We start from the raw sequence: 26,603 nt of genomic DNA on the forward strand, positions 1-26,603 counted from the left end.
AGTGTGATCACACTGGCGGTATACTATTTTATGCCTGTCGTCTTTGGTTTGGATAATTTGAGTTTCCCTGAAGCTTTAAAATAGAGGCAGGTATAAAAAATAAGTATGGAAGCATTTTTTTAATTGGGGTCTTGATGTCTACTTCTCTAATTGTTAGATAAAGTCATTTAATTTGTCCCAATACTAATTGGTAAATGATCAGACCCAATATTTTCTCCTACAGATCTGTCTAAAACAATTAAATTTTTCGAAACTAAACAATGGTCAAGAGTTGTTTGGAGCACTCCAAAACTTGCAGGCCACGTCGGCAAAAGTCCAAAACCAATTCTGCTATCTTTTAAATTTCCTTCAACTAGAGCCCTAAAATGATTTGAAAAGGAGGAGGTATTAAAATCTCCTACAACAATTAAATTTTCTGAAAAGTTAGATCGCTTGTCCACAATATTCAATAGTTGTTTGTTTCTATTTTCAAATGCTGACTGACTCATAGGAGGCATGGGGTGTGTAGCAATGAGTGTAAAGCATTCGTTTTCAATCTTTAATTCAGCACGTATAGAGGGTTTGTTATTTAACTCAAAATAGTCAATAGAGCTGTTCATCTCAAATTTGCTCAGTAATGCAATTCCAAAATTATCAGCTCTTGCGACGAATTTTTTATAGGGATAATTTTTTTGTATCGGCATTATAAGGCTTTCCCATTCTGGTGTAAACTCCATTAGAACGAGTATATCAGGATCCTCTTTTTCGATATAACTTTTGACTAAGTTGATTTTTGTATTACTTGATAATAGATTAAGACTTGAAATTTTAAAGTTGCTTTTCGATATTAATTTAGGAGGGGTCAGATAATAAGGAACTATATAATAACAGTTCCATAGTATCGATATCACAATAAATCCTATAGCCAAAACCTTATGTTGCAGTGTTAAGCTGGAAATAATGAGCAACAGAACTGATATGATTAGGTATTGTAATTTGAAATTGGAAAGGATATCGAATAACCAATAATCAGGACTGATATTCGGTAAAATGGAGACTATTAAAATCCCAATGATACATATCCAAGTTCCTCTTCTTAGAAAAGATCTACTCATATCCTTAAATTATGTCTGCCGATATCGAAGATTTAGTAGTCGGCATAATTATATTTTTTTCACTAATGTTTTAAAGGCTATAAGTTAGCACTAATCCTTAAATACCAATTAGCGCAGTAACTGTTTTGCTTCCACTCCTATTCAAGGCTAAATATATGGCTAATAACAAGAGTATATTTATTTTTTATGTGTCCGCGACATTTTCTAAAAAATGAAACTAATTCGCGCTACTAAAGTGTGATGGTATTAAATCCCTACCACACTAGCGTAAAGTAATTTTTTGTCTTCCAGTATGATTCGTTTACCCGAAATTGAGACAGCGCCCTCCTTTTATAGCTAGAACTCAACATATCTATAAGTGTTATTAGGGTATTCTTTAAATATTTATAATAGAGTATACTCTAGTGTTTTGATTTGAGAGGTAGATTAATCAGCTTCGAGATTTCACCATTTATTAAAGCCTGTTTTTAATGTTAAAACTTTTAAGTTTTTTTAATACAATAAAAAAATCACTAAATTTATATCTTTACTGAGATGTGGATAACACAACAAGTTCTGTTATCCGTACGTTCTACGAAATTTGACAAAACTTTATGGATAGAAATCTAATTATTGGGCTAATTTTTATGACAATAGCATTATGGTTTTGGGCTATAATTGACATCACAAGGTCAAGGTTTAAAAATCCAATTATGAATACTGTTTGTCTATTAGTTGTTTTGTTTTTCCCTGCTTTAGGCTCAATTCTTTTTTTAATTTTAAGAAAAAAATTGATTACCAAAGAGAAAAGAAAATTCCAGCCGAATTTCACTAGAACTGAATAAAAAATATGAAACCAAACATTCTGACTTCTATTATTGGAATTGTCGTTTTTACTATAATAATATTTTTCGGATTTAAATATGCAAATGGAAAATGGAAAATATCTGAATCAAAAAAAACCGACTATCAGAAGTGGACAAATAAACACGGAAAAACAATAAGAAAAGGATTAGTTATAATATCAATCATCTACGGAATTTCAATGTTGATTCAAATTTCTAATATGATTTAACGGTATAAAAAACTGTGCCCAATAACTAAGTATATGGCTTGGCGATAGGCCAAAGCTATATATCTTGTTGACTGATCCAGTATTTTTAGATAAGGGGGAATACGATGAGTTAGCAATAACCTTACAAGAGGAGAAGATTGTTTTTAGAGTGCTTTACATCCCTTTTTATTCAGTTGGTTATCTGAAGGAGGAATTTTTAGGGTGATTGTTTTTTTTGTGATAGAATCTGCTGTTTTTTATCATTTTCCTTTGGCTACTATTCTTTCATAAAGATCTCTGCAAGCCTTAAAACTGAACATAAATAATAAATTATGAGATTTTGATTGCCTATTTATAGCTAGAAATCAACATATCTATACAGGGCGAACGCATTAAAAAAAGTTTAAGTTAATTGGGTAAAAATGAGTGTTAATCACTTAAAATTCATCATATTATTTGTTGTTTTTTAGTTTAAAATATTGTATATTATATTGATAACCAATACTTTATACATTTTGAAAACTACCCAAAAGCTAAAGACCATATTTGGTCAAATACCCGACTTTAGACGTTCTCACAAGCAACTTTACGATTTAGAAAGCATCCTTCTCATCGGGATTATTTCAGTGATTTGTGGAGCAGATTCATGGAATGAAATGGAAAACTACGCCAACTCAAAAGAAGAATTTCTTCGTAGCTTCCTTGATTTGCCTAATGGTATCCCCTCGCACGACACATTTAATCGCGTTTTTTCTAATATTGACAGTAATCAATTTGAAAAATGCTTTATACAATGGGTTAGTGCTCTTGCACAACTACAGCCCAGAGAAATCATTGCTATAGATGGTAAAACAATTAGAGGTGCTAAAGCTGGCGGTAAAAAATCCCCAGTACACATGGTTAGTGCTTGGGCAAATGACAATAATTTGGTTTTAGGACAAGTGAAAGTTTCCCACAAGTCAAATGAGATCACTGCCATTCCAAAATTATTAAAAGTCTTATCCATAGAAAATACTATTGTAACTATTGATGCTATGGGATGTCAAACTAAAATAGCTAAGGCCATCGTTAAAAAAAATGCAGACTATATCTTGGCTGTAAAAGAGAATCAACCTCAGTTACTAGAGCATATTGAAGATGAATTTAGATTTGGAAAAACTATGGAATCAAACCTTAGCCAAGAATTAGACCATGGCAGAATAGAAACCAGGACGTGCAGTGTAATAAGCAACTTTAAGTTTATTTTAAAAAACAATAACTGGGAAAACCTAACAAGTGTTATAAAAATAGAAAGCAAACGTGAGTTTAAAAACTCACAAAAGCCTGCACAACACGCAATACGATATTATATTTCAAGTATAAAGGCTAGCTCCCAAGATTTTCAAAAAGCCATTCGTTCTCATTGGTCTATAGAAAATAAGTTACACTGGACTTTAGATGTTGCTTTTTCAGAAGATGCTTCTAGAAAAAGAACAGGTAACTCCACTCAAAATTTCTCCATACTCAATAAAATTGCATTAAATTTATTGAAAAATGAAAAATCATTAAAAACAGGGGTGAAGAGCAGAAGACTTCAAGCGGGATGGGACAATCACTATCTGATAAAAGTGCTGAATCTAATGAAAGTTTAATGCGTTTGCCCTGCATATCTATAAGTGTAATTAGGGTATTCTTTAAATATTTATAATAGAGTATACTCTAGTGTTGTGATTTGAGAGGTAGATTAATTAGCTCTGAGACTTCACCGTTTATTAAAGCCTGTTTTTAATGTTAAGACTTTTAAGTTTTTTAAATACAATATAAAAATCACTAAATTTATATCATGAATAAAATACGGATAACACAACTTGTTGTGTTATCCGTATTTTGTAGCCAATTAGAAGAACACTTTAGATAGACTTCAAATTTGAATGAAAATGAAAATTATAGACGCAATTATATATTCTCTACCAATTGAATTTATTGAGGCAGTATATTTGGTTGGGGAAAGTTCAGATTACTACAAATTGTATCTTGAACAAAAAGATAGTTGTATAATTAAAATAGATTTGAAAAGTAATCTAGAAAACAACTTCATAAGGTTTAAGATGTTTGATAGTGTATATAAAGGGCATTTAACCCAAGAATTGAGTGCAAATAAAGCATTGAGCCTTTTGGAGTCTTGTAACTGGGAAAATGGATTAAAGCCAGATTTAAAAACACTTAAGATTACAAAGGAGCTGTTGAAGATTGGAAATTTCAAATCTTTTAAAAAAAAGACAGATAAAAATTTACCCTTTTTCTTTTGGATAAAAAAGCAAGAAGAACGAGATGATTTGATTGGAGACTTGGCTTATGACATTTTGCGAGATAACGAATTAGGATTTTTTAAAACCTATAAAGAGCTTGAATCTTATATTTCGTTCAATCAAACTGGGAATTGGGAAATCAATTCATTTAAAGATTCAAAGAGAAAATCAGGAAATATTAGTCCATTGTTATGTTTAAAATTGGCGAAAATGGAATATGATATTAGTAAAAAGAAAGAACGTCTTAAAGAGTTTCGGGTTCCTAATACGAAAGGATATATCTATTTTTTAAAACCTCAGAATGAAGAAGGTCCAATAAAAATTGGGCGAGCTAGGAACATAAAACAAAGAATTAGTCAGTTGCAGACATCCTTACCTTATGACTTAAAATTAATTGGATACATTGAGACTTCAAACTATATAAAATTAGAAAAAGAAATACATAGAATTTATCAAAACAAAAATATAAAACGCGAGTGGTTTGACCTTAAGTTAATTGAAGTTGAGAGTATTATTAATAAACATAATGGAGAAATAATTGGCTACAACAATGGCTATAATTAATACGGGTTTTGTTGCTTAGCCCAAAGTTTAGAGCTTTAAACCAAGTCCACCAAATCTTTTTGATTTGGCGTTAAAAATGAAAAAGATAAAACAAAATAAAAAGTTTTGGCTAAGTGCTTAATCGGAAATTAATCGCTTGTTAATTCCCGTACTAACCATAGTGTGCCAAGAATCAGCCATGGCATTAAACTGGCTGCATGCTGTAGATAAGATGATGGTAGATCCATCAGAGTCGTTGTATAGGCGATGGCTTTAAACTACTTAAAGGTGCTTTGATTAATAGTCTTGGTATTGAGCGTTTAGGAGAATCTAGTCCTAGAGATTAGCAGGTGCGAATAAAGGAGTTGAACTAAAGTGAACCATTGAAGAGGTGTCGAGAAGTAGGAACCTCCAGTCAAAAGCTACGAAGTATGATACGGAGTGAAAAGTAATAGTATTGATACTATTAATTACAGAGATAACCTATTTATTTTCTGTAAGACTGGCGTCATTCAGATGGCAAGAACTTTATTCAGGCTTATTTACGGAACTTGGGAAACTGCTTATGAATGATAGACTTGTGTAAGGCTACCGCATTAGGATTCGCTACAAGTCAAAGGGAAATATACAATCGAAACAATCGAGAGATAGAATACCGAAGTTATAAGCAGAGGCAGATTAATCCGTAGTAGTGAAGAAGGTTTTGTAATGAAACTGGAGCAAAGGGGTTAAGTTGTACAGTTGCATTTTACGAATCAACTTACAAAATGTGAGGATGAATTTATGGAATGAAACAAAATCAATACCGATAAGTCGCCTAATGGTTTGGGAGGCTTATCAAAAAGTGCGTTCCAACAAAGGAAGTGCGGGAATAGATGCTATTGGTATGCAAGAATTTGATGCCAACCGCAGGAAACACCTTTACAAACTTTGGAATCGGATGGTATCAGGGAGTTATTTCCCCCCACCTGTCAAAGAAGTAGAGATATCGAAGAAAGACGGTACAATCCGTAAATTGGGTATACCCACTATTAGTGACAGAGTAGGGCAAATGGTGGTTAAAATGTTTTTTGAACCAAGATTAGAGTTAGTATTCAGTCCAAATTCTTACGGCTATCGACCAAAAAGAAGTGCCCATCAGGCATTATCAAAAGTTAGATTAAATTGTTGGAAACAAAATTGGGTAATTGACTTAGACATCAAAGGTTTCTTTGACAATATAGACCATAACAAACTGATGCTTGCAGTAGAGAAACATGTACCTGAAAATTGGGTTAAACTCTACATCACACGATGGCTGGAAGCACCCGTTGTTACAAAGTCTGGAAAGCTGACCCAAAGGAAAGGAAAAGGAACGCCACAAGGCGGAGTAATCAGTCCCTTACTGGCAAATCTTTTTCTGCATTACGCTTTTGATACATGGTTGGAAAAGGTAGACAAAAATGTAGTTTTCACTCGTTATGCCGATGATGTGATATTACACTGTAATACAAAAGCTCATGCGGAACAAATACTGCAATTAGTACATCAAAGAATGGAATCGGTAGGATTAGAATTACATCCACAAAAGACAAAAATTGTCTATTGCCGAGATTACAGAAGAAAAGAAAATCACCCAATGGTCAGATTTGATTTTTTGGGATACTCTTTTCAACCAAGAACAGCTTATTCTAAGAAAAAGAGAAAGCTATTTTTAGGTTATGATTGTGCTATAAGTATTAGTTCAAGAAAACGAATCGCAGACAAGCTCGAAGAACTCAAGGTAAATAAACTTACGTTTAAAAGCATTGTAGGAGTGGCACAATACCTTAATCCAATGATTAGGGGATGGGTGCGTTACTATGGTAAATTTAAGATGTATGAACTTACAAAAGTCTTTCGATTACTAAGTAAACGATTAGTTTGGTGGGCAAGGAAGAGGTATGAACGATATAAAACCAGTATTAGGAAAGGGTACAAATGGTTGGCAACGGTAAGAAAGCAATTTCCTACTTTGTTTTACCATTGGAACTTTTCTCAGATAAACATTATCGCTTAGATTTGTACAACAAGAGCCGTGTGAGGGGAGACTTTCAAGCACGGTGGTGCACTGAGCCTGTCGAAGTGTTCTGTGAGAGGCTTGGGGTGAAATTCCCCTTGTCTACTCGATGCCTAGACGTTATAAGCAATTAATAAAATGAACTTCGAAATAATATTTGATTATAAAAAACCGATTGCAAATCACTTCTCAGAGGATAAGAATATATTCATTTGTTTATTTCCTTTTTACCATCAAATATTTGCTGACCACTATTCTTGGGAAAGTAATATCGACAATACATTCAAGCTATTAAGAACTGAAACTTGGAACTCAATATCTAATGAAATTGGATTCAACTCAACCAAAAGACTTGTAAAAGGCATTCTTGAATTAGATAAACAATTCCAAAATGAATTAGTCGAATTCTGTGATTTTAAGAAAATTGACTTACCTGATTACGCAGCTGACAAAATACCTGAAGTAATACTTATTCCCTTTTTAAAATTTTTGAGAAATATGGGTGTGGAAAATATTGAAACTGTTTCTAACTTAAGGTTTCCAGACGCTGAAAATAAAAAGATGAAAATTCAAAAAAATATATTTGATGCATTTAGAGAAATTGAATTTTCGAAACATATAAAAACAAACAATATAGAAATTATTCTTCCAGATTATGACTGCCCATACTGCTTAATAGTTGGAAATATCAGAATGTGTTTAGACCTCATAGAATATGGGAATTTTGAATGTTTAAGAGTAAATGCGAATACAAAATTTGATTGGTGGGATTAAAAAAAATGTATCCTAATAACTAAACATATGGTTTGACGATAGACCAACACTTTAACAGGCCTGCCTTCAAAGGCACGACAGTAAGACTCACTGGAGTCCGCTATATGATTTGTTGACTGATCCGATATTTTTAGATAAGGGGGATTACGATGAGTTAGCAATAACCTTACAAGAGGAGAAGATTGTTTTTAGAGTGTTTTACATCCCTTTTTATTCAGTTGGTTATCTGAAGGAGGAATTTTTTTGGATGATAGACTTGTTTAAGGCTACAGCATTAGGATTCGCTACAAGTCAAAGGGAAATATACAATCGAAACAATCGAGAGATAATCCTGATAGATATCGGGAGAAGTTGTAAACAGTGGCAGACTCATTTGTAGTACTGTCGATCCCGACAAGCGGGACTGTAATGCAACTGGAAATTTTAATTTACAATTTGCCAACTTGAAAGAGGATGATCAGACATTTGTTTCAACTCCTTTTTTTAAGAACTTTAAAACTATTAATCTGTTTGATGATACAATTTACGCAGTGTGAATTTTGATGCTCCCTCCTTATAGTCTAAATATAGTTATAAAGCATAAGGGTATTACTCTCCTAAATCAGGACTACCTTCATAAAGGTCACTAAAGGTTTTCTCTGAAGTGTAATCATCTTTCAGAACTCTGTAGACACTATAAATTAGAGCTATCTGCCCTAGACAGGTTGCATAAAAAATCCATCCAAAAGACAAGTTCATCATTGCAAAAATAACCACAGTTAATAAGAGGAATGTGCTCATACCTAAGCATTTTATACCAGTAATCTTCATAATTTTTTTAATTCAATATAACTATTTCTTTTCAGTAGTATATTAATCTATTCCTAAAAAAGATAATTGTCAACTGATAAAAATCATCTTTTAAGGATGCATTTCATGGCATTTTTGCAAGAGGAATAGAGTGAATTATGGAAACTTGTTATCACTGTGGCGATGCTTGCCCTGATCCAGCAATTGTACATCAAGAGAAATATTTCTGTTGCAATGGTTGCAAAACTGTGTTTGACATTCTCAACGAGAATGATCTTACCTATTACTACGATCTCCAGGCTACTCCAGGTAAAACTCCTCTAGATTTTGAAGACCGTTTTGATTATCTGGATAATCAAAATATTATAGATCAGTTATTGGAGTTCGACGAGCAAGAGACACAAGTTGTTTCATTTGTAATCCCAAACATTCATTGTAGCTCTTGCATTTGGGTGCTCGAAAACTTAGATAAACTCCACCCCGCCGTTAAAAGTGGCTTAGTCAATTTTCCTCAAAAATCTATATGTATTTCTTATGATTCTTCAGAGATCAGCTTGAAGGAATTAGTTCTTTTACTATGTAGAATTGGCTATGAACCCAATATCTCTTTGGAAGATTTCAATAAAAAAGAAAAAAACATAGACCGATCTCTTATCTATAAACTCGGTGTTGCAGGGTTTGCTTTTGGTAATATTATGTTTTTGTCATTTCCAGAATATTTTGAAGTGAGTGAGTTCTGGCTAGACGAGTTTAAATTTTTATTTCGTTGGCTGATGTTTGCTTTTGCATTACCGGTGGTGTTCTATTCTGCGAGAGATTATTTTATATCAGCCTATAAAGGCCTGCGTGCTGGGATCTTAAATATAGACGTCCCTATTGCTATTGGAATTCTGGTATTATTCCTTCGCTCTACCTTAGAAATAATTATGGATTGGGGGACAGGCTTTTTCGATAGTATGGTAGGTTTGGTATTTTTTTTACTGCTAGGAAAGTTTTTTCAGCAAAAAACGTATGCTTTTTTATCTTTTGAGCGAGACTACAAGTCTTATTTTCCCATTGCAGTCACCCAGCTTATTAAAAGCAAGACAGCTGTTGCTGAAGACAATTGTGATAGCCAAAGTCAACCTACCAAAACAAAACAAAATGAACTTCAAACTCCTGTTTACGAGGTCAAACCCGGGGATCGTATCTTGATTCGAAATAACGAGCTTATTCCTACAGACGGAATTTTGATGAAGGGAAATGCATTAATCGATTATAGTTTTGTTACTGGTGAAGCGGCTCCAGTTGCTAAAAAATCAGGTGATAAAATCTATGCAGGAGGGAAGCAAAAAGCTGGAATCATAGAAATAGAGGTGACTAAAGCTGTTGAGCAAAGCTATCTTACTCAACTTTGGAATAATAAAGTGTTTAGTAAGACCAAAGCCACCACTTTCGAAAACCTAACCGACCAGATTAGCCGTCGCTTTACCATTAGTATTTTAAGCATAGCTTTTGTTGCTGGGATCATTTGGATCATTTTAGATCCTTCAAAAGCCTTCAATGTGTTCACTGCGGTTTTAATCGTAGCCTGTCCTTGTGCCATTGCTTTAGCGGCTCCTTTTACGCTAGGCAACATGTTGCGTATTTTTGGTAAACAACAGCTGTACCTCAAAGACAGTAGTCTTATCGAGCAAATGGCTCAAATTGACACGGTGGTTTTTGACAAAACAGGAACACTGACTTCACACCAGAAGAATCTCATCGTTTATAAAGGAGTAACACTCACCGAAAATGAGCAACAAGTTCTTACGAGTACTTTAAGGGCGTCCAACCACCCTTTAAGCAGGGCATTGTATGAAATGCTTCAAAGTCAGGGTATTTGTACGTTAGATAATTTTAGCGAAGTAACAGGAAAGGGGGTTGTCGGAGTTTACGGTAGTACTAGTGTAAAGGCTGGTAGCTTCGCTTTTGTAAGCTCTGGGGAGCAAGAAGAAAATGCTACAAATACACAAGTACACGTAAGTACTAATGATGAATACAAAGGCACTTACGTCTTCTATAATAATTATAGGGAAGGTATGGAAGCCTTATTTTCTGAAATGAGCAACACAGTAGAGCTAGTTATACTCTCCGGTGATAATGATGGTGAAAAAAACTATCTCAAAAGTATCTTACCAAAATCGGCGCAATTGAAGTTCAATCAAAAACCCGATGACAAATTAAATTTCATAGAAGCTCTTCAACAACAAGGAAAAAAAGTAATGATGATAGGTGATGGTCTTAATGATGCCGGAGCCTTGGCTCAAAGTAATATCGGTATAGCTGTTTCTGAAAATGTGAATGTATTTTCTCCAGCTTGCGATGGGATTATTGATGCCACTAAATTAAAGGAATTAACCGCCTTTATGTCGCTTTCAAAAGCATCTGTACGCGTCATTAAATACGCCTTTATCTTTTCTTTATTTTACAATCTCATAGGCCTCGGCTTTGCACTTACGGGTAATTTATCTCCTGTGGTAGCGGCTATCTTGATGCCATTAAGCTCCATCAGTATTGTCATTTTCACAACACTTAGCACTTTTTTATTAGGTAGGAGATTCAATTTTTGAATTTAAAAGAAGAGAAATAATAAAGGTGTTGAAAAGTCAATTTTGAGTCAAAACTATCCACGAGAATCAATTTGGACAGTTATAAGATACTGATAAATGTTATTTTTTTTAACTATTTATCAACAACTGACAAAAGTCATCTTTTAAGGATAATCATCATGATATTTTTACAACATAATTAAACTAGGTATGAGCATCATTTATTTACTGATTAGCGTGAGTGTTTTAGTCGCTATCATTTTTTTTATCGCTTTTGTGTATTCTGTAAAAAAGGGGCAGTACGATGACACCTATACTCCTTCAGTACGGATGCTTTTTGATAATGAATTGGTAAAGACTAAAGACCAAAAAGGAAAGCTAAATGGAGAAAATCAAAAAAAGACTCAAGCAAATCTGAAACTACTTCTTTCAATAAGAGGAAAATGCTGAGGTATTTATATATCAAAACCAACACTCAAATTTTAAAATCAACTTAATACATTAACTCATAGAATATGCAAACAGAACAATTTTACTACGATAATAAGATCGTGAAGAAGTTCGTAAATGCCACCATATTTTGGGGTATTGTAGGAATGACCGTTGGACTATTGCTGGCCTTTATGTTTTTATTTCCAAACGTAACAGACGGAATTTCATGGTTGAGTTTTGGGCGGTTACGTCCACTTCACACCAATGCCGTCATCTTTGCTTTTGTAGGTAATGCCATCTTTGCTGGGGTTTATTATTCCTCACAGCGGTTGTTAAAAGCACGTATGTGGAAAGATTGGTTGAGCAACCTTAACTATTGGGGATGGCAAGCCATTATAGTTGGTGCAGCAATCACTTTACCATTAGGCTACACCACTTCTAAAGAATATGCAGAGCTAGAATGGCCTTTTGATATTGCCATTGCAATTATCTGGGTAGCGTTTGGCGCCAACCTAATAGGGACCATTTTAAAAAGAAGACAGCGCCATCTCTATGTAGCAATTTGGTTCTACTTAGCAACTTTCGTTACTGTGGCTGTTCTTCATATTATAAACAGTGTAGAATTGCCTATTAGTATTTTAAAAAGCTACTCGGTCTATGCGGGAGTTCAAGATGCTTTGGTACAATGGTGGTATGGACATAATGCGGTTGCATTCTTCCTTACTACCCCTTTCCTTGGCTTGATGTATTATTTTGTCCCTAAAGCGGCAAATAGACCTGTATATTCTTACAAACTTTCTATTGTTCACTTTTGGTCGTTGATTTTTATTTACATCTGGGCAGGACCTCACCACTTGTTATATTCTGCATTACCAGATTGGGCACAAAATCTGGGTGTAGCTTTTTCCATCATGCTTATTGCTCCGTCTTGGGGTGGTATGATAAATGGACTTTTAACCTTACGGGGAGCTTGGGATAAAGTGCGTACTGATCCAGTTCTTAAATTTATGGTAGTGGCTATTACTTGTTATGGTATGGCAACCTTTGAAGGCCCTTTGCTTTCGCTTAAAAATGTAAACGCCATTGCTCATTATAGCGACTGGATTATTGCACACGTTCACGTGGGCGCCTTAGGCTGGAATGGATTCTTAACTTTTGGTATGATTTATTGGCTGGTACCTAGACTTTTCAAAACGTCATTATGGTCTATCAAACTAGCCAATGTTCACTTTTGGGTGGGGACCTTAGGTATTATTATGTACGCCTTACCCATGTATGTTGCAGGATTTGTACAAGCGTCTATGTGGAAGCAATTCAACCCAGATGGAACCCTTATGTATGGTAACTTTTTGGAAACACTCAACGAAATCGTTCCTATGTATTGGATGCGGGCCATAGGGGGAACTCTCTATATTCTAGGAGCCTTTGTCATGCTTTATAATGTTGTGAGAACCGTGAGACAAGGAGGCGAGGTTACCGACGAATTAGCGGAAGCTGAATCACTACAAAGAGTGACTAGAAAGCGGACTGCTAAAGAAGGTTACCACACTTGGTTGGAAAGACGACCAGTGAAACTCACCATTTTTGCGACTATCGCTATTTTAATAGGAGGTATGGTGCAAATTATACCCTCACTAATTGTAGACGATTATGTTCCCATTATATCTACTGTAAAACCGTATACCCCCTTAGAACTTGAAGGTCGAGATCTTTATATACGAGAAGGGTGTGTGTCTTGCCATTCGCAGATGATACGTCCCTTCCGAAGTGAGGTAGAACGCTATGGAGATTATTCGAGATCTGGAGAATATGTCTACGACCATCCTTTCCTATGGGGAAGTAAGCGAACGGGACCAGATCTGTTTCGTGTTGGTGGAAAATACAGTGACAACTGGCACTTAAATCACTTCTACGATCCGCAAAGCACCTCTTCGGGTTCTATAATGCCATCCTATAAATGGCTCATCAATAGCAAACTTGATAAAAGTCAGACGGAGGACAAAATGGAAGCCATGATGACACTTGGAGTTCCTTATAGTTTGGATGAGGTAGAGCGTGCTCAAGAATGGATGGCAGAACAAGGCGCGCAAATTGAGAAAAATCTATATGCAGATCCCGATTTTGTAAAAACGTATGAAGCAGATAAAAAATATGCCGCAGAAAATGGAGAAGATTTTGTAGAAATGCGTAACCGTGAAGTTGTCGCTCTTATCGCTTACCTGCAACGGTTGGGAACGGATCTTAAAATTAAGTCTCCGGATGAAGTCACATTAACCAAAAACCAATAATTATGTTGAAATATATAAAAGGCAATTTGGAAAATATAGATGGGGTAGAGATCTACCCTATCATTTCCTTAGTCATATTCTTCGTTTTCTTTGTTGCTCTTTTCTGGTGGGTATTCACTACCAAAAAGGAGCATATTCAAGAAGTGAGTAATATCCCATTAGAGAATAACCCAAAAGATGACATCTTATGAAGACCGCAGCATTTTTAAGACTATCAGGCTTTGCAATTTTTGGGTTTTTATTCCTGAATTATATTGGGACAACAGGCGAGGCCTCTATATTTATAGAGAAGCCTTGGTTGTGGGGAGCGTACGGAATACTCATGCTTATTTACATTGCTGGTGAAGTCTGTATTGCAGCACTAAGCAGCATATTGTATAGAAGTTTAGAACCTGAAAAGCAGGCAAAATACGATGAGGACCTCGCTCTGGCCAAAGAAAACCAGTTCAGTTGGATTAAGACCACTTACAAAAACCTAGTGGGAATTAAACCTGTAGAAGAAGAGGGTGAGATTGTTTTGGATCATAACTATGATGGTATTCGCGAACTGAATAACAAATTACCACCATGGTGGGTTTACGGATTTTATGCGACCATCATTTTTGCTATAGTTTATATGGTTCGTTATCATGTTTTTGACGGTACCGATCAAATTGAAGAATATCAAATTGCTTTAGCCGAAGCGAAAATTGAAATCGAAGAGTATAAAAGGACAGCAAAGGATCTCGTTGATATAAATACAGTCGTACGACTTACTGAGGCTAGCGATATAGATGCTGGCGAGGGTATTTTTGCAGGCAATTGCGTCGCCTGCCACAAGGTAGATGGTGGTGGTGGGATAGGTCCAAACCTTACCGATGACCATTGGATATTAGGTGGAGGAATTAAAAATGTATTTAAGGTAATTTCTGAAGGGGGTCGTGCTGGTAAAGGCATGGTGTCTTGGAAGGCTGAATTGAAGCCCGCTGAAATGGCACAGGTAGCGAGCTATGTCTTAAGCCTGCATGGCACCAATCCTGCAGATCCAAAAGAACCACAAGGTGAAATTTGGGTAGACCCGATGGCGTCTGTAGAAGACGTAGAGGCGATGATAAAAGATCAGCCTGTGACTGAAGATATAATTAAAGAATAGTAATACTGAAGCCTAAATATGAAAGAAATAGCAGAAAAGTTAAAAGTAAGTGATCAGCCTGTCATCAAAACTATTTACAAAGGAAGAGATATGACCATCATCGCTATAGGTTTAGGACGTGGGGTGGAATCTGCAGAACACTTAGCTCCTTCTAAAACTAAATTAATGGTTGTACAAGGTGAAATTAATTTTAACACTGAAACAGAGAGTAGGCGTTATGCTTGTTTTGAAAGTTATGATATTCCTATGAATCTAAGATATAGTCTTGAGGCGTGGGAGGATGCACTAGTTCTACTTTTTTTAACTGAGGGATAGACCATCTTAAGGATAAAGAATCAAAAGCTCCAAAAGCTCAAAATTTAAATACTGATCTATATCGGCAAAACATAAAATAATGGCAGAACAAGGCAAGGATAATTTTAGGGATACCATTGGAACGCTAAATGAAGAAGGAGATAGAGCCTGGATTTTTCCAAAAAAACCTGTTGGTAAATGGTACGAATATCGAAAATATGTGAGTTATGTGCTTTTAACTTTCTTATTTGCTGCACCCTTTATTAAAATTGGTGGGCATCAATTTTTGTTATTTAATGTTTTAGAACGGCGGTTCAATATTTTTGGATTCCCTTTCTGGCCTCAGGATTTTTACATTTTTGTAATCATGATGCTCACTGGTGTCGTTTTCGTCATCCTCTTTACCGTCGCCTTTGGAAGACTCTTCTGCGGTTGGATCTGTCCACAAACTATTTTTATGGAAATGGTATTCCGTAGGATTGAATATTGGATAGATGGAGACCGAGGAAAGCAGAAGCGTCTCGCAAAAATGCCTTGGAATAAAGAGAAAATCCGTAAGCGTTCTTTGAAATGGTTTGTCTTTTTTGTGATTTCCTTTTTAATTGCCAATGTTTTCTTGGCCTATCTCATAGGGAGTGATCGCTTACTAAGATACATCACAGATGGCCCTATGGAACATTTAAGTACTTTGATTTCGCTAGTGATCTTTACAGGAGTGTTTTATTTTGTATTTGCTTGGTTTAGAGAACAGGTGTGTATTATCGTTTGTCCTTACGGAAGGTTGCAGGGCGCCTTACTCGATGATAAATCTATTGTTGTTGCCTATGATCATAAACGCGGAGAAAAGGAGGAGGGACGCGCCAAATTTAAGAAAAACGAAGATCGCGAAACTTCGGGAAAAGGGGACTGTATAGATTGCCATCAATGTGTAGATGTATGTCCTACTGGAATAGATATACGCAACGGTACTCAACTGGAATGCGTTAACTGTACAGCCTGTATAGATGCTTGTAATATTATAATGAAAGCGGTGGATCTCCCTAAAGGTCTAATTCGCTATGCTAGTGAAGAGAATATAGAAAAGAAAACAAAATTTGAATTCACTCCGCGTTTAAAAGGGTATACCGTGGTCTTGGGGATATTGGTTTCGGTGCTGGTAGGGATGCTTTTTTTACGGAACGATGTAGAAGCGGATATCTTTAGACTACCTGGACAGCTCTATGAGTATAAGGCAGATAACCTTATAAGCAATGTGTACACCTATAAACTCATTAATAAAACGAATACGGACATTGAAGATGTACGCTTTGAACTGGTGTCCCATAAGGGAAGCGTTGAAATAGTAAGCCGAGACACCTTTACAATTCCTGCAGGTGGTATGGCAGAAGGGACGCTTTTTGTTGAATTGAATGCGGGTTCACTGAGTGGTGATAAGGATAAAGTTGTTATAGCAGTATTTAGTGGAGATGAACAGATTGAAACGACGCGAACAGCATTTTTAGGACCGCGGACTTATAAGTAATTCGGAGTTATAAAATGCGTGAGGGATAGTAGAGGAAAGCCCACAGCTCGCCTGAAGGCTTTCTGGAGAGCGAGGACTTGCAACGTATAGCCCGACCTTTTTGATGCTTTTGCGAAAAAAGGACACGCCCAAAACAGTAAAAATAAATATAGATTAAATCAATATAAATTAAATCAGGATGAAGGAAAATATTAAGAAGGATTGCTGCCAAGGTTGCAAAAATGGTCAATCAGGAAAGAATCCTTTATGTAAGGCAAAACTGATGAGCTCAAAACTCGATGCTGAAAAGCAAAATACCAAAAAATAGGAATTATGAAAATAAATTGGGGAACAGGACTAGTCATTGGAATGGTGATTTTTATAGGCTTTATTCTCATTTTGGTGTATAAAATGACGACCGATCATAATCTTGAGCATGATTTGGTCACCGATGGGTATTACCAAAAAGAAATGGAGTTGCAGGACGATATCTATGCGCGACAGAATTCTATGGCCATGGAAGAGCAGATTATAGGACAGAAAAATACGAAGGGCTATGTGCTTGAGTTCCCAGAAAGTTATGATCCTAAGAACATAGAAGGAATGGTGTTCCTTTATAGAACATCCAGTAAAAAACTGGATTTTGAACTTCCACTAGACCTTACAGATTCCAATTTTCTTATTCCTGATGAATTCTTGCTAAAAGGCCGATGGAATATTACAATAGATTGGGAGTATGAAGGAAAAAAATTTCGTTTTAAAAAGGAGATAACGTATTAGGTATGTTGATTTCAGCACTCATATTCGGTTTGTTAGGAAGTTTCCACTGTGTGGGAATGTGCGGTCCTATAGCGTTTTTGCTACCTGTGGATCGTCATAATCCCGTCAAACGCGTGCTGCAAATAATCAGTTATCATGTGGGAAGATTATTGACTTACGGCACTATTGGGTTGCTGTTTGGTTTCTTGGGCAGACGCCTAGATTTATTTGGATTCCAGCAGTACATTTCCCTTGCTGTAGGAGTCTTGATGGTATTAGCAATTCTGTTACCTTCAAAACTATTTAGGCGGTATAACGGCTCTTCCTTTATGTACAGATGGGTAGGTAAAGTGAAAAGTGCTCTTGGTGCAGAATTGAAGCGGAAGTCAATGGATAGTTTCTTTACCATTGGTTTCCTAAATGGATTTTTACCTTGTGGTTTGGTCTATATGGCAGTTTTTGCTAGCATTGCTGCAGGAAGTGCTTTTGAAGGTGGAGTGTATATGGTGTTTTTTGGATTGGGAACAATTCCTCTCATGACTACAGCAACCTATTTAGGCAATTTCTTAAACGCTACTTTTAAACAAAGCATCTTGAAGGTGATACCTGTATTTGTTGTGATTGTTGGAGTGCTTTTTATTTTGAGAGGATTAGGTCTTGGAATTCCTTATATATCTCCTGCAGAAATGGTGTCTATAGAACAGGTATCAGCAGAACAATCTTGTCATTAATTTTTTACTTATAAACTTAAAATATTTTCTTATGAACACCTATTTTTTACCACTTGTTAATTGGGGTCTAGGAACAATCATGATTGCTGTTTTTGCTGTGGTTTGTATCCTTCTTGTAGCCGTAATTTTTAGTCTTGCAAGCAGCGATAAAAAAGCGCCCAACACCGATGATACGACAAAAGAATCTAAGCATACAAATTCAAATCCATAGGTATGATATTATACCAATTTAGTTTTTAAATGTTGCATTGAAAATTTGAATTATGCTACGACGTAGCTCAGCACAGGTTTTTTACTTAATTGAGGAAAAAAATATAAGCATAGCTATAGTTACGGTTCTATTTTATGACGATTAGTAAGTGAAAAAGAAACTTATTTTATACGACATTTGAATGCTAAATGGGTATTATTTACACTAGTACTTCGAGACTGATGGTCTGGGTGGGGTAGAATGTCGTATTTAGGGTATTGCCCTTATAGGCAATGCAACATTCCTTATCTATAAAATCAGCAAAGGAAAAGATCTCAAACTAAGAAATAAAAGATTGCGCGATAAAGATATAGAAAAGCACCAAAAAGAGTGAAGCTCCACTAAAAAACCAGCTTTCTTATCTCTTAATTTTTGTTATTTTAATTTGACTCCCATTTCTAAATTCTAGACATGGGAGGAAGATTTTTGTGTTTTTTATAGACTTTTTTAAGATTTTGAACTAAATCTAATGGCATGTCCGTTTTCTGTTCTAGTGATTAAAAATCCACGCCTAACCTTGCCTAGCTTTTGTTGTCCCGCCCCTAAAAAGAGTAAAAATTCACGCCTAAGGTTGACTTTTTTTTTCGGCCCCACCCCTAAAAGGACCAAAAATCCTAAGTCAGTTATTGGTTTTTACAATAGCGCCATCCTTTAGTCCCCATAATTATTGGTAGGGCAAAGCGATAGTCGGCTAATTAATGTTTAGCGATGTTAACGGACAATGCACAATTTTAATAGCTAGCTGCTTTGAAGCAGCTTCAGATCGAAAGTGTACTTCATTTTGAACCCCTCTTTTTGACTAAATTCTAAAAACAGAATTAAACAGTCATTGAGAACAATTTGGTTTTTGGTTTTTTACGTTGCAATCTCAAATCAAATGGCAAACATACATTGCGTACAAATGGCTTTCCTGCTTCGGTAACGGCAATACTATCTTCAGCGATGTCTACCAATCCGTCTGCCTCCATTTCTGAAAGCTTAAACACGATATCCTCCATTTGAGGGATTTGTAGATGTTCCTCTTCCCATGAGGTTTTGAAACTGCACATTAAGTTGAGAATATGTTTACGGATGATGAGGTCTTCCTCAGTTAGTAGGTGACCACGCAGTAAGGGTAAAGTGCCCTTCCGCACCAACTCATAATAGTCTTTTAAGGTCTTCACATTCTGCGCAAAGCCATACCAGCTATCTCCAATGGCAGAAACTCCGAGACCTATCATGACATCGGTTTTTGAAGAGCTATAACCCATAAAATTACGATGGATCTGTCCTTTTTGTTGCGCTTTATAAAGTTCATCTGTTTTTAAGGCAAAATGATCCATACCAATCTCTACGTAACCAGCCTCTAGCAATCCCTTTTTACCAGTTTCGTATTGCAAGCGTTTTTGCTCTGGCGTTGGTAAGTTTTCTTCGCTATAGCCACGTTGTCCATTTCCTTTTATCCACGGTACATGAGCATAACTGTAGAAGGCAATACGATCTGGCATTAACGCAATGGTCTGTTTTATAGTATGGAGGACGTGCTCCTGTGTTTGGAAAGGCAGCCCAAAAATAATATCGTGTCCTACAGAGGAGAAACCCGCTTCGCGAGCCGTTTTTGTAGCCTGTTCTACATGCTCAAAAGGTTGAATGCGATTGATGGCTTTTTGCACGGTTTCATTATAATCTTGAACACCGTAACATACTCTAGTGAAACCGTTATGGTTAAACATTTCTAGGTGCTCTTTTGTTGTATTGTTAGGATGGCCTTCAAAACTGAATTCGCAATCTGCCGTCTTATCTGCTATCTTAAAAATACCCATTAGCAATTCCTCCAAATTTTCGACAGAAAAGAAAGTTGGCGTTCCTCCACCTAGATGAAGTTGTTGAATGACTAGTCCATCTCCCAGAACCTCACTATACATAGAAAGTTCTTTAAGTAAAGCTTTGATGTAGGGCAGTTCTAGAGTGTGATTTTTGGTAATTCGCTTTGTACATCCGCAGAAGGTACACATGCTCTCACAAAAGGGTAAGTGGATATAAAGGCTAATATGTTTTGCTTTAGGTGTAACTCCCAATCCTCTCTGTAGGCTACCTTTCCATTTGTCGACTGTAAAGCTACTCTCATCCCAATAGGGAACAGTAGGGTAGCTTGTATATCGAGGGCCTGGGACATTGTATTTTGAGACAAGTCTGTTTTTTGTAGTCATAGTCTTTGAGTTATGATAATTACCAATTAAGCGGTGTTTTATTTTAAAAATAACATAGCTTAAGGCTTCTTAGCTTCATGCGAAAATAGGAGGGATGTCTCGAGTATACGATGACTTTCATCAGTTTACAAAAAGATTTTAATTGTAAATAAGAGCTTGAGTTTTTAAGGCAAGGCTATAAGGGTATACCCCTCAAAATTTAAAACTAGGAGAGTTGGTCTAGCCTCTTTTAAGTACAAATGGTCTCTGGATTAAATTCATTTTATGTTTTTAAAAAAGAATTTATTCTGAATTTGTTCGCAACTCTATTTTATGCTCTACACTACATTTCTTAACACTCCATCTTAGCTTTCAACATCCATCTTGGAGGGTTGTTATGGTGAAGGTCCTGGGATTATATGGTTATTTTGAAGTTTGATTTTATGAAATTAATTTTTAACAAGTAATACTTAGGGAATACAATGCCTGACTATGCTAAAAAGAAATTGGAACGTAAAATTAAAAATCGTTTTGGGGCTGGTAAAGTGATTATTTTAATCGGTCCCAGACAGGGAGGTAAAACCACTTTATTCAATAAACTACTGGCAGAAGAAGAATATCTGTTTCTAAATGGAGAGGATCTAAGGGCTAGAAGATTAGTACTGAATCTCAAATTAGATCAACTTAAAAATCCTATTGGGAACTTCAAAATTGTTTTTATAGATGAAGCTCAACGAATAGATAACATAGGGCTCACTTTAAAATCGATGGCAGATCAACTAAAATCTTTTCGATTGATGGGAAGTGGCTCGTCCGCTTTTGAGTTAAATAACCAAACACAAGAGCCACTTACAGTTTGAAAGTTGGAGCATCAATTATACCCAACTTCTTGGCCTGAATTAGAATTAAATATCGGTTATCTCAAAGCAGAGCAACACTAAGAGTTGTAGAGTAATCAGCTCCGAGATTTCACTATTTATTAATGTATGTTCTTTCTATTAAGACTTTTAAGTTTTTTAAGACAATAATATAATCACTAGATTTATACTGTAATTAAATGGGGATAACTCAACTTGTTGTTTTACTCATAGGTTAGTCACAAGCTAAAAAGTCAATGCATAGTCAAGCACATTTCATTTTTATCGTGCCTAAAAAAATAAAAATGGCTTGCCTTTTGCCACCGCCACCCAGACCAAATAAATTATGTTTCATATCAGTTTAGACAGGAATAAACTGACTTAACTACTTTAAAAAGTAAATTTTGTGTATAATTATTTGTATCATTGTGGTCAGTTTTAAACTGACAGATAGACTATGAGAATAAAAAACATCTCAACTCAATCAAATAATATCCTGACTTATTTCAATACGTTAGACCAAGATTGTTTTGCTTATGCTGAAGCAGAAAATGCATTACCTAATTCGAGCAATAGTGCCTTGAAGGAATTATTGAGTGATATGGTAAAAAGGGGACTCTTAATGCGTTTAAAAAAAGGTCTCTACTATATCATTCCTTATGAAAAAGACGCGGAATCTTTTATGCCTGATTGGCATCTCATTGCAGGACATCTTTCAAAAGGAGACAATCACTATATTGCTTATTACTCTGCCTTGCACATACACAATTTGATTACTCAACCATCAATAAAAGAACAAATTGTTGTCTCAAAACAAATTCGACCTTCAATAATTAAAATAAAGAATGTTGATTTTCAATTTATTTACCATAACAAAAACCATTTTTTTGGAGCTAAAAAAATATGGATTGATAGCTTTAACAAAGTCCTTTGTTCTGATTTAGAAAAAACATTTATTGACTGCTTGTTTAAACCTGATTATGCAGGTGGAATTGTTGAAATAGCTAGAGCAATTTATACTTCAAAAGATAAAATTAAGTTTGATAGACTTTTTGAATATGCAGAACGCTTCAAATCGCAAGCGGTTATTAAACGTTTGGGGTTTTTATTAGAAATATTAGAAGTGGAGACGGATATTATTCCTAAGCTGAACAGAATAAAAACAGCATCTTACGTACTTTTAGACACCGAATTACCAAAATCAGGTAGAATGATTAGTCGTTGGAGTATTCAACAAAATTTAGAAACGGAAACCATTAAATCAGCTATTTACACGTGATAAAATCAGGAGAAATACAAAACAAAGCTCGTGCAGATGGTGTATGAGACCAGCAAATCGAAAAAGACTATGTGCTTTCTTGGATTCTTCAAGGCGTCTCTGAACATTCAACACTTTCAAAAGCAATTGTTTTTAAAGGTGGAACGGTTTTAAAGAAAGTGTATTTTGAAGATTACCGATTTTCAGAAGACCTTGATTTTACTTTACTTGATAAAGCTGTAAGCGACGAGTAAATTTTTGAATGGTTCGCAGAAGTGTTTGAATATATAAAAGAAGAAGCAAATATTCCACTTGAAATTATTGATAATAACGAACATCAAGATGGCGGCATTAATTTCTACATGAGCTATGTTGGTCCGCTTGGTGGATTGGGTGCAAACAAAAAAGTGAAAGTTGACATTTCGAGAAGTGAAGAATTAGTATTTGAACCTGTTTTAAATAAAGTATTTATTAGCTATTCCGACCAAGAAGAACACCAATTACTGTGCTATTCTTTAGAATAAGTATTGGTTGAAAAGCTACGTTGTGTCATGCAAAGAATGCAAGCTAGAGATTTTTATGACATTTGGTATTTGTTGGAAGTACACAGCATGGACCTTGATTTTTACATCGCAGAATATGACAAGATTAACGCAAACGAAATTTAGGATGAATATAAAACCAATTAGAAGCGAGGCGGATTATCAAAAAGCACTGGAGCGTTTAGAAATAATCTTTGATGCCAAAAGAGGAACTGATGAAGGCGACGAATTGGAAATTCTTGCAATCGTAATTGACAACTACGAAAACGAGAATTTTCCGATTGGAATGCCAGACCCAATTTCAGCCATTAACTTTAGAATGGAGCAAATGGGTTTAAAACAAAAAGATTTGGTAGATATGATTGGTTTCAAAAGTCGTGTGAGCGAAATAATGAACAAAAAGCGCAAACTGACTTTAGAAATGATTAGAAAATTAAACGCCAAATTGAACATTCCGACTGAAGTTTTGATACAAGATTATTGAGCAATATTTCGGAAAGCACTATGGGCAACAACTTATAAAAATAATAGGAAAATTGTGGCTTAACCCAATGGTAAATGTACTTTTTCAAAGTCGTCAAATTTTTAAATTTGGCTTATCACGAATAAAATATAATAAGAAAAAATTAATCCCGAAGCTTTGAGGCGGGTAGTGTTTAATTGAATGGTAGTCGCGTTTTTTTAGCCCTACTATTCTTAGTGTGCCAAGAATCAGCCATGGCATTAAACTGGCTGCATGCTGTAGATAAGATGATGGTAGATCCATCAAGGTCGTTGTATAGGCGATGGCTTTAAACCACCTAAAGGTGCTTTGATTAATAGTCTTGGTATTGAGCGTTTAGGAGAATCTAGTCCTAGAGATTAGCAGGTACGAATAAAGGAGTTGAACCCTTCGTCAAGCTCAGGATAAACTTCAGTAAATTAGTGATGAGTTGTCCCCGAAAAAACGGGGCAGGCTTGGTGAGGGAAAACTTAATGCACGGCTGTGCACTGAGCCTGCCTGTATTGCCTTGGCAGGCAGACCTGTCGAAGTGTTTGATGAAGGGGCCGCTGATTTTTTATTTATTTTGTTACTTTTAAAGCGACAAATTTGGGTAAACAATCAGGCTCTACTCTACCCCATAATTAAAAAAATATGAGAAAAATTATAAACATTATCGGAATTATTACATTGATTTCATTTTTTGGTTGTGAAAATTATGAACCAGATTCTAAATCAATGAATTTTGGAGAAATGAGAATGGATGATGAAGAACAACAAATTGTCGAACCAAATAATGAAATACAAAGAAAACTTATTAAAAACGGAGATATTGAATTTGAGTCTGAAAATATAGTAGACACTCGAAAAGATATTTTTAACGCCATTGAAAAATTCAATGGCTATTCCTCTTCTGATAATGAATATAAAAATTCACACGAAATTAGTAACACATTAATTATAAGAGTTCCATCCGAAAATTTTGTTAATTTATTAAATGAAATTACAATTGGAATTACAAGATTTGACAGAAAAGAAATTAATATTAAAGATGTTACTGCAGAATTTTTAGATATTGAAGTTCGTTTAAAAACAAAAAAAGAACTTGAAAATAGATACCTAGAGATTTTAAAGAAGGCAAATACAGTAACCGAAATTCTCGAAGTTGAAAAACAGATTGGAGATTTACGTTCTGAAATTGAATCGATTGAGGGTAGATTAAAATTTCTTAATAATCAAGTTTCATTTTCAACACTAAATGTTAGAATTTATGAAACTATAGCTGAACAAACTGAATTTGGTAAAAAGTTTAAAAACGGGTTCAAAAATGGTTGGGACAACCTTATATTATTCTTTGTGTTTTTAGTAAACGTTTGGCCATTCATCTTGATAATTATAGGGTTTTTGATTTTAATTAAAATTTTGAGAAAAAGAAAAAAAACATAAAATAACTCTAGCTAACAAAGAACTGAGGTGAAAAACAACTCTTTTCTACTTTAATTTGAAACACTAGTAGTCTAAGCTCATGGATTCGTAAAACTGATTCTTTGAGTTTTTTTAATTGATTTTTCTCTATTTATTTAGGCAACACAGAAACGTAACTTTCAACATACGGCCTGCCTGATTTTGCAATGAAAAAACACTGTTTGAGTAGTTTGTTGGTTATGGCAACGAAGGCTAGTTCCTTCCTTTTTCCTTTGTTCACTATTCTTTCATAAAGATCTCGGCAAGATGTGTTCCACCATCCTGTCACCAGGTCTACAAGTATTAAAACTGCTTATAAATAATAAATTACGACGTTTTTGATTGCCTATTAGTGGCTATAAAACAGCATTTTAATTTGTGTTTGGAGGTTGTTCTTAAAGCGTTTATGATAAAGCGTAGTCTAATGTTATGATTTGAGAAAAATTTTAATGATATACCAATTTTTGGTACATTTGAATTAAATTGAAAACAAATGAACAAAAATACATCAATATCACTCGGAGATTATTTTGATCAGTTTGTACAAAGTAGTATAAGTGAAGGAAGGTTTAAAAATGTTAGTGAAGTAATACGTGCGGGATTAAGACTTTTAGAAGAAGAAGAGAGTAAAGTAATTGCGTTGAAAAAAGCAATTAAAGAAGGAGCTGACAGCGGAATAGCTCACGATTTTATCCCAAAAAATCATCTCGAATCTCTAAAAGCAAAAAAACACTCAAATGGCTAACTATAAGTTGACGAACAAAGCTGTTGAGGATTTATCAAAGATTTGGAATAATACATTTGAAGTTTGGTCGGAAAAACAAGCTGACAAGTATTACAATGAACTCATTTATAATTGTGAGGAAATTGGTGAAAATCCTGAATTAGGAAAAAACTATGAAGGAATTTCGAAACAACTTCTAGGAATGAAAGCAAATCGACACATAATATTTTACAGAACTGAAAGTGAAAATTATGTTGAAATAACTAGAATATTGCACGAAAGAATGGATTTGAAAACAAGAATAAAGAAGTGAAAGAATAAAAACTGTACACAACAAAGTACTGCGGTATAAAATAAGTAAAAAGTCATTAATTTCTCACTAAAATACTTCGATAGGTAGTATCGAAGATCAAACCTGATTTAGCAATTGCAAAGTTTTGTTTCAACAGGGTATTACAATTTGGAGTGTCTACCTTTAATATTGTGATTTAAAATTTAGAGTAATTAGTTCTGAAATTCACCGTTTATTAAAGCATGTTTCTAATGTTAAGGCTTTATAGATAATTAAAAAATTGTTAAATTTATACTATTAT

28 protein-coding genes and 1 pseudogene are annotated in these 26,603 nt (G+C 35.0%); 25 read left to right on the top strand and 4 right to left on the bottom strand.

Features of this window, described 5'->3' with window-relative positions; genetic code table 11:
• Positions 1-167: 167 nt before the first annotated feature.
• Positions 168-1,094: an endonuclease/exonuclease/phosphatase family protein gene (locus tag P700755_RS12560; protein WP_015025033.1), complete on the bottom strand. Its 927-nt coding sequence runs from the start codon at positions 1,092-1,094 to the stop codon at positions 168-170.
• A gap of 626 nt (positions 1,095-1,720) precedes the next feature.
• Here P700755_RS12560 and P700755_RS21335 point away from each other — a divergent pair.
• The 6 genes from P700755_RS21335 to P700755_RS12590 all read left to right on the top strand — a co-directional run bounded on the left by P700755_RS21335 (position 1,721) and on the right by P700755_RS12590 (position 7,770).
• Positions 1,721-1,918: a PLD nuclease N-terminal domain-containing protein gene (locus P700755_RS21335; RefSeq protein ID WP_425357621.1), complete on the top strand. Its 198-nt coding sequence runs from the start codon at positions 1,721-1,723 to the stop codon at positions 1,916-1,918.
• A gap of 5 nt (positions 1,919-1,923) precedes the next feature.
• A complete protein-coding gene (locus tag P700755_RS12570) occupies positions 1,924-2,148 on the top strand; it encodes a hypothetical protein (RefSeq protein ID WP_015025035.1) in 225 nt (74 codons plus the stop codon).
• 494 nt (positions 2,149-2,642) lie between these two features.
• Positions 2,643-3,758 (top strand): ISAs1-like element ISPto5 family transposase, encoded by a 1,116-nt coding sequence (locus tag P700755_RS12575; RefSeq protein ID WP_083858537.1) that lies wholly within the window; start codon positions 2,643-2,645, stop codon positions 3,756-3,758.
• A 279-nt stretch (positions 3,759-4,037) separates the two neighbouring features.
• Positions 4,038-4,979 carry a GIY-YIG nuclease family protein gene (locus P700755_RS18815; protein WP_015025036.1) on the top strand — a complete coding sequence of 314 codons (942 nt, stop codon included), beginning with the start codon at positions 4,038-4,040 and terminating at the stop codon, positions 4,977-4,979.
• A gap of 754 nt (positions 4,980-5,733) precedes the next feature.
• Positions 5,734-6,996 (top strand): group II intron reverse transcriptase/maturase, encoded by a 1,263-nt coding sequence (ltrA, locus tag P700755_RS12585; RefSeq protein ID WP_015025037.1) that lies wholly within the window; start codon positions 5,734-5,736, stop codon positions 6,994-6,996.
• 138 nt (positions 6,997-7,134) lie between these two features.
• Entirely contained in the window at positions 7,135-7,770 is a 636-nt protein-coding gene (locus tag P700755_RS12590; protein WP_015025038.1) for a hypothetical protein, read from the top strand.
• 588 nt (positions 7,771-8,358) lie between these two features.
• On the opposite strand, the gene P700755_RS12600 is transcribed toward P700755_RS12590, so the two are convergent.
• The gene (locus P700755_RS12600) at positions 8,359-8,550 is read right to left on the bottom strand and encodes a hypothetical protein (RefSeq protein WP_245535938.1); all 192 of its coding nucleotides are present in this window, start codon (positions 8,548-8,550) and stop codon (positions 8,359-8,361) included.
• 167 nt (positions 8,551-8,717) lie between these two features.
• Here P700755_RS12600 and P700755_RS12605 point away from each other — a divergent pair, with 167 nt between their 5' ends.
• The 10 genes from P700755_RS12605 to P700755_RS12650 all read left to right on the top strand — a co-directional run bounded on the left by P700755_RS12605 (position 8,718) and on the right by P700755_RS12650 (position 18,477).
• The gene (locus P700755_RS12605; RefSeq protein ID WP_015025039.1) at positions 8,718-11,150 is read left to right on the top strand and encodes a heavy metal translocating P-type ATPase; all 2,433 of its coding nucleotides are present in this window, start codon (positions 8,718-8,720) and stop codon (positions 11,148-11,150) included.
• Positions 11,151-11,339: 189 nt separating this feature from the next.
• Complete coding sequence (gene ccoS, locus P700755_RS12610) at positions 11,340-11,579, top strand: cbb3-type cytochrome oxidase assembly protein CcoS (protein ID WP_015025040.1); 240 nt, start codon at positions 11,340-11,342, stop codon at positions 11,577-11,579.
• A gap of 65 nt (positions 11,580-11,644) precedes the next feature.
• Positions 11,645-13,849 (top strand): cytochrome-c oxidase, cbb3-type subunit I, encoded by a 2,205-nt coding sequence (ccoN, locus tag P700755_RS12615; RefSeq protein WP_015025041.1) that lies wholly within the window; start codon positions 11,645-11,647, stop codon positions 13,847-13,849.
• Positions 13,850-13,851: 2 nt separating this feature from the next.
• Positions 13,852-14,040 carry a CcoQ/FixQ family Cbb3-type cytochrome c oxidase assembly chaperone gene (locus P700755_RS12620; RefSeq protein ID WP_015025042.1) on the top strand — a complete coding sequence of 63 codons (189 nt, stop codon included), beginning with the start codon at positions 13,852-13,854 and terminating at the stop codon, positions 14,038-14,040.
• The gene (locus tag P700755_RS12625; protein ID WP_015025043.1) at positions 14,037-14,981 is read left to right on the top strand and encodes a cbb3-type cytochrome c oxidase N-terminal domain-containing protein; all 945 of its coding nucleotides are present in this window, start codon (positions 14,037-14,039) and stop codon (positions 14,979-14,981) included. The genes P700755_RS12620 and P700755_RS12625 overlap by 4 nt, the downstream gene beginning before the upstream one ends.
• 18 nt (positions 14,982-14,999) lie before the next feature.
• Positions 15,000-15,296: a cupin domain-containing protein gene (locus P700755_RS12630; protein ID WP_015025044.1), complete on the top strand. Its 297-nt coding sequence runs from the start codon at positions 15,000-15,002 to the stop codon at positions 15,294-15,296.
• 79 nt (positions 15,297-15,375) lie between these two features.
• Entirely contained in the window at positions 15,376-16,797 is a 1,422-nt protein-coding gene (ccoG, locus tag P700755_RS12635) for a cytochrome c oxidase accessory protein CcoG (protein WP_015025045.1), read from the top strand.
• Positions 16,798-17,109: 312 nt separating this feature from the next.
• Positions 17,110-17,556: a FixH family protein gene (locus P700755_RS12640; RefSeq protein WP_015025047.1), complete on the top strand. Its 447-nt coding sequence runs from the start codon at positions 17,110-17,112 to the stop codon at positions 17,554-17,556.
• 2 nt (positions 17,557-17,558) lie between these two features.
• Positions 17,559-18,266: a sulfite exporter TauE/SafE family protein gene (locus P700755_RS12645; protein ID WP_015025048.1), complete on the top strand. Its 708-nt coding sequence runs from the start codon at positions 17,559-17,561 to the stop codon at positions 18,264-18,266.
• A gap of 31 nt (positions 18,267-18,297) precedes the next feature.
• Positions 18,298-18,477, top strand: a complete 180-nt coding sequence (locus P700755_RS12650; RefSeq protein WP_041758360.1) for a hypothetical protein — start codon at positions 18,298-18,300, stop codon at positions 18,475-18,477.
• A gap of 857 nt (positions 18,478-19,334) precedes the next feature.
• Here P700755_RS12650 and hemN read toward each other — a convergent pair.
• Positions 19,335-20,705 (bottom strand): oxygen-independent coproporphyrinogen III oxidase, encoded by a 1,371-nt coding sequence (gene hemN, locus P700755_RS12655; protein WP_015025049.1) that lies wholly within the window; start codon positions 20,703-20,705, stop codon positions 19,335-19,337.
• Positions 20,706-21,190: 485 nt separating this feature from the next.
• On the opposite strand from hemN, the gene P700755_RS12660 reads away from it, so the two are divergent.
• The 7 genes from P700755_RS12660 (at position 21,191) to P700755_RS12685 (ending at position 25,268) form a co-directional block, all read left to right on the top strand.
• Positions 21,191-21,544, top strand: coding sequence for an ATP-binding protein (locus P700755_RS12660; RefSeq protein WP_157609297.1), 354 nt, complete (start codon positions 21,191-21,193; stop codon positions 21,542-21,544).
• A gap of 454 nt (positions 21,545-21,998) precedes the next feature.
• Positions 21,999-22,820, top strand: a complete 822-nt coding sequence (locus P700755_RS12665) for a type IV toxin-antitoxin system AbiEi family antitoxin domain-containing protein (RefSeq protein ID WP_015025050.1) — start codon at positions 21,999-22,001, stop codon at positions 22,818-22,820.
• A 71-nt stretch (positions 22,821-22,891) separates the two neighbouring features.
• Positions 22,892-23,053: a nucleotidyl transferase AbiEii/AbiGii toxin family protein gene (locus P700755_RS20795; protein ID WP_245535939.1), complete on the top strand. Its 162-nt coding sequence runs from the start codon at positions 22,892-22,894 to the stop codon at positions 23,051-23,053.
• A 21-nt stretch (positions 23,054-23,074) separates the two neighbouring features.
• The gene (locus P700755_RS20800) at positions 23,075-23,323 is read left to right on the top strand and encodes a hypothetical protein (RefSeq protein ID WP_051007968.1); all 249 of its coding nucleotides are present in this window, start codon (positions 23,075-23,077) and stop codon (positions 23,321-23,323) included.
• A gap of 3 nt (positions 23,324-23,326) precedes the next feature.
• Positions 23,327-23,467, top strand: coding sequence for a nucleotidyl transferase AbiEii/AbiGii toxin family protein (locus P700755_RS20805; protein ID WP_281013609.1), 141 nt, complete (start codon positions 23,327-23,329; stop codon positions 23,465-23,467).
• A 1-nt stretch (position 23,468) separates the two neighbouring features.
• Positions 23,469-23,825: a helix-turn-helix domain-containing protein gene (locus tag P700755_RS12675; protein ID WP_015025051.1), complete on the top strand. Its 357-nt coding sequence runs from the start codon at positions 23,469-23,471 to the stop codon at positions 23,823-23,825.
• Between the two features lie 651 nt (positions 23,826-24,476).
• Entirely contained in the window at positions 24,477-25,268 is a 792-nt protein-coding gene (locus tag P700755_RS12685; RefSeq protein WP_015025053.1) for a DUF4349 domain-containing protein, read from the top strand.
• A gap of 130 nt (positions 25,269-25,398) precedes the next feature.
• Here P700755_RS12685 and P700755_RS21340 read toward each other — a convergent pair.
• Positions 25,399-25,636: pseudogene (locus P700755_RS21340) on the bottom strand (IS110 family transposase); the annotation flags it as partial.
• 143 nt (positions 25,637-25,779) lie between these two features.
• On the opposite strand from P700755_RS21340, the gene P700755_RS12690 reads away from it, so the two are divergent.
• Together P700755_RS12690 and P700755_RS12695 are read left to right on the top strand one after the other, a co-directional pair.
• Positions 25,780-26,031 (top strand): type II toxin-antitoxin system ParD family antitoxin, encoded by a 252-nt coding sequence (locus P700755_RS12690; protein ID WP_015025054.1) that lies wholly within the window; start codon positions 25,780-25,782, stop codon positions 26,029-26,031.
• Positions 26,024-26,323, top strand: a complete 300-nt coding sequence (locus P700755_RS12695) for a type II toxin-antitoxin system RelE/ParE family toxin (protein WP_015025055.1) — start codon at positions 26,024-26,026, stop codon at positions 26,321-26,323. Before P700755_RS12690 ends, P700755_RS12695 begins: the two co-directional genes overlap by 8 nt.
• Positions 26,324-26,603 lie beyond the last annotated feature (280 nt).

The organism is Psychroflexus torquis ATCC 700755 (genome assembly GCF_000153485.2).
In the GTDB taxonomy this organism is placed as follows: Bacteria; Bacteroidota; Bacteroidia; order Flavobacteriales; family Flavobacteriaceae; genus Psychroflexus; species Psychroflexus torquis.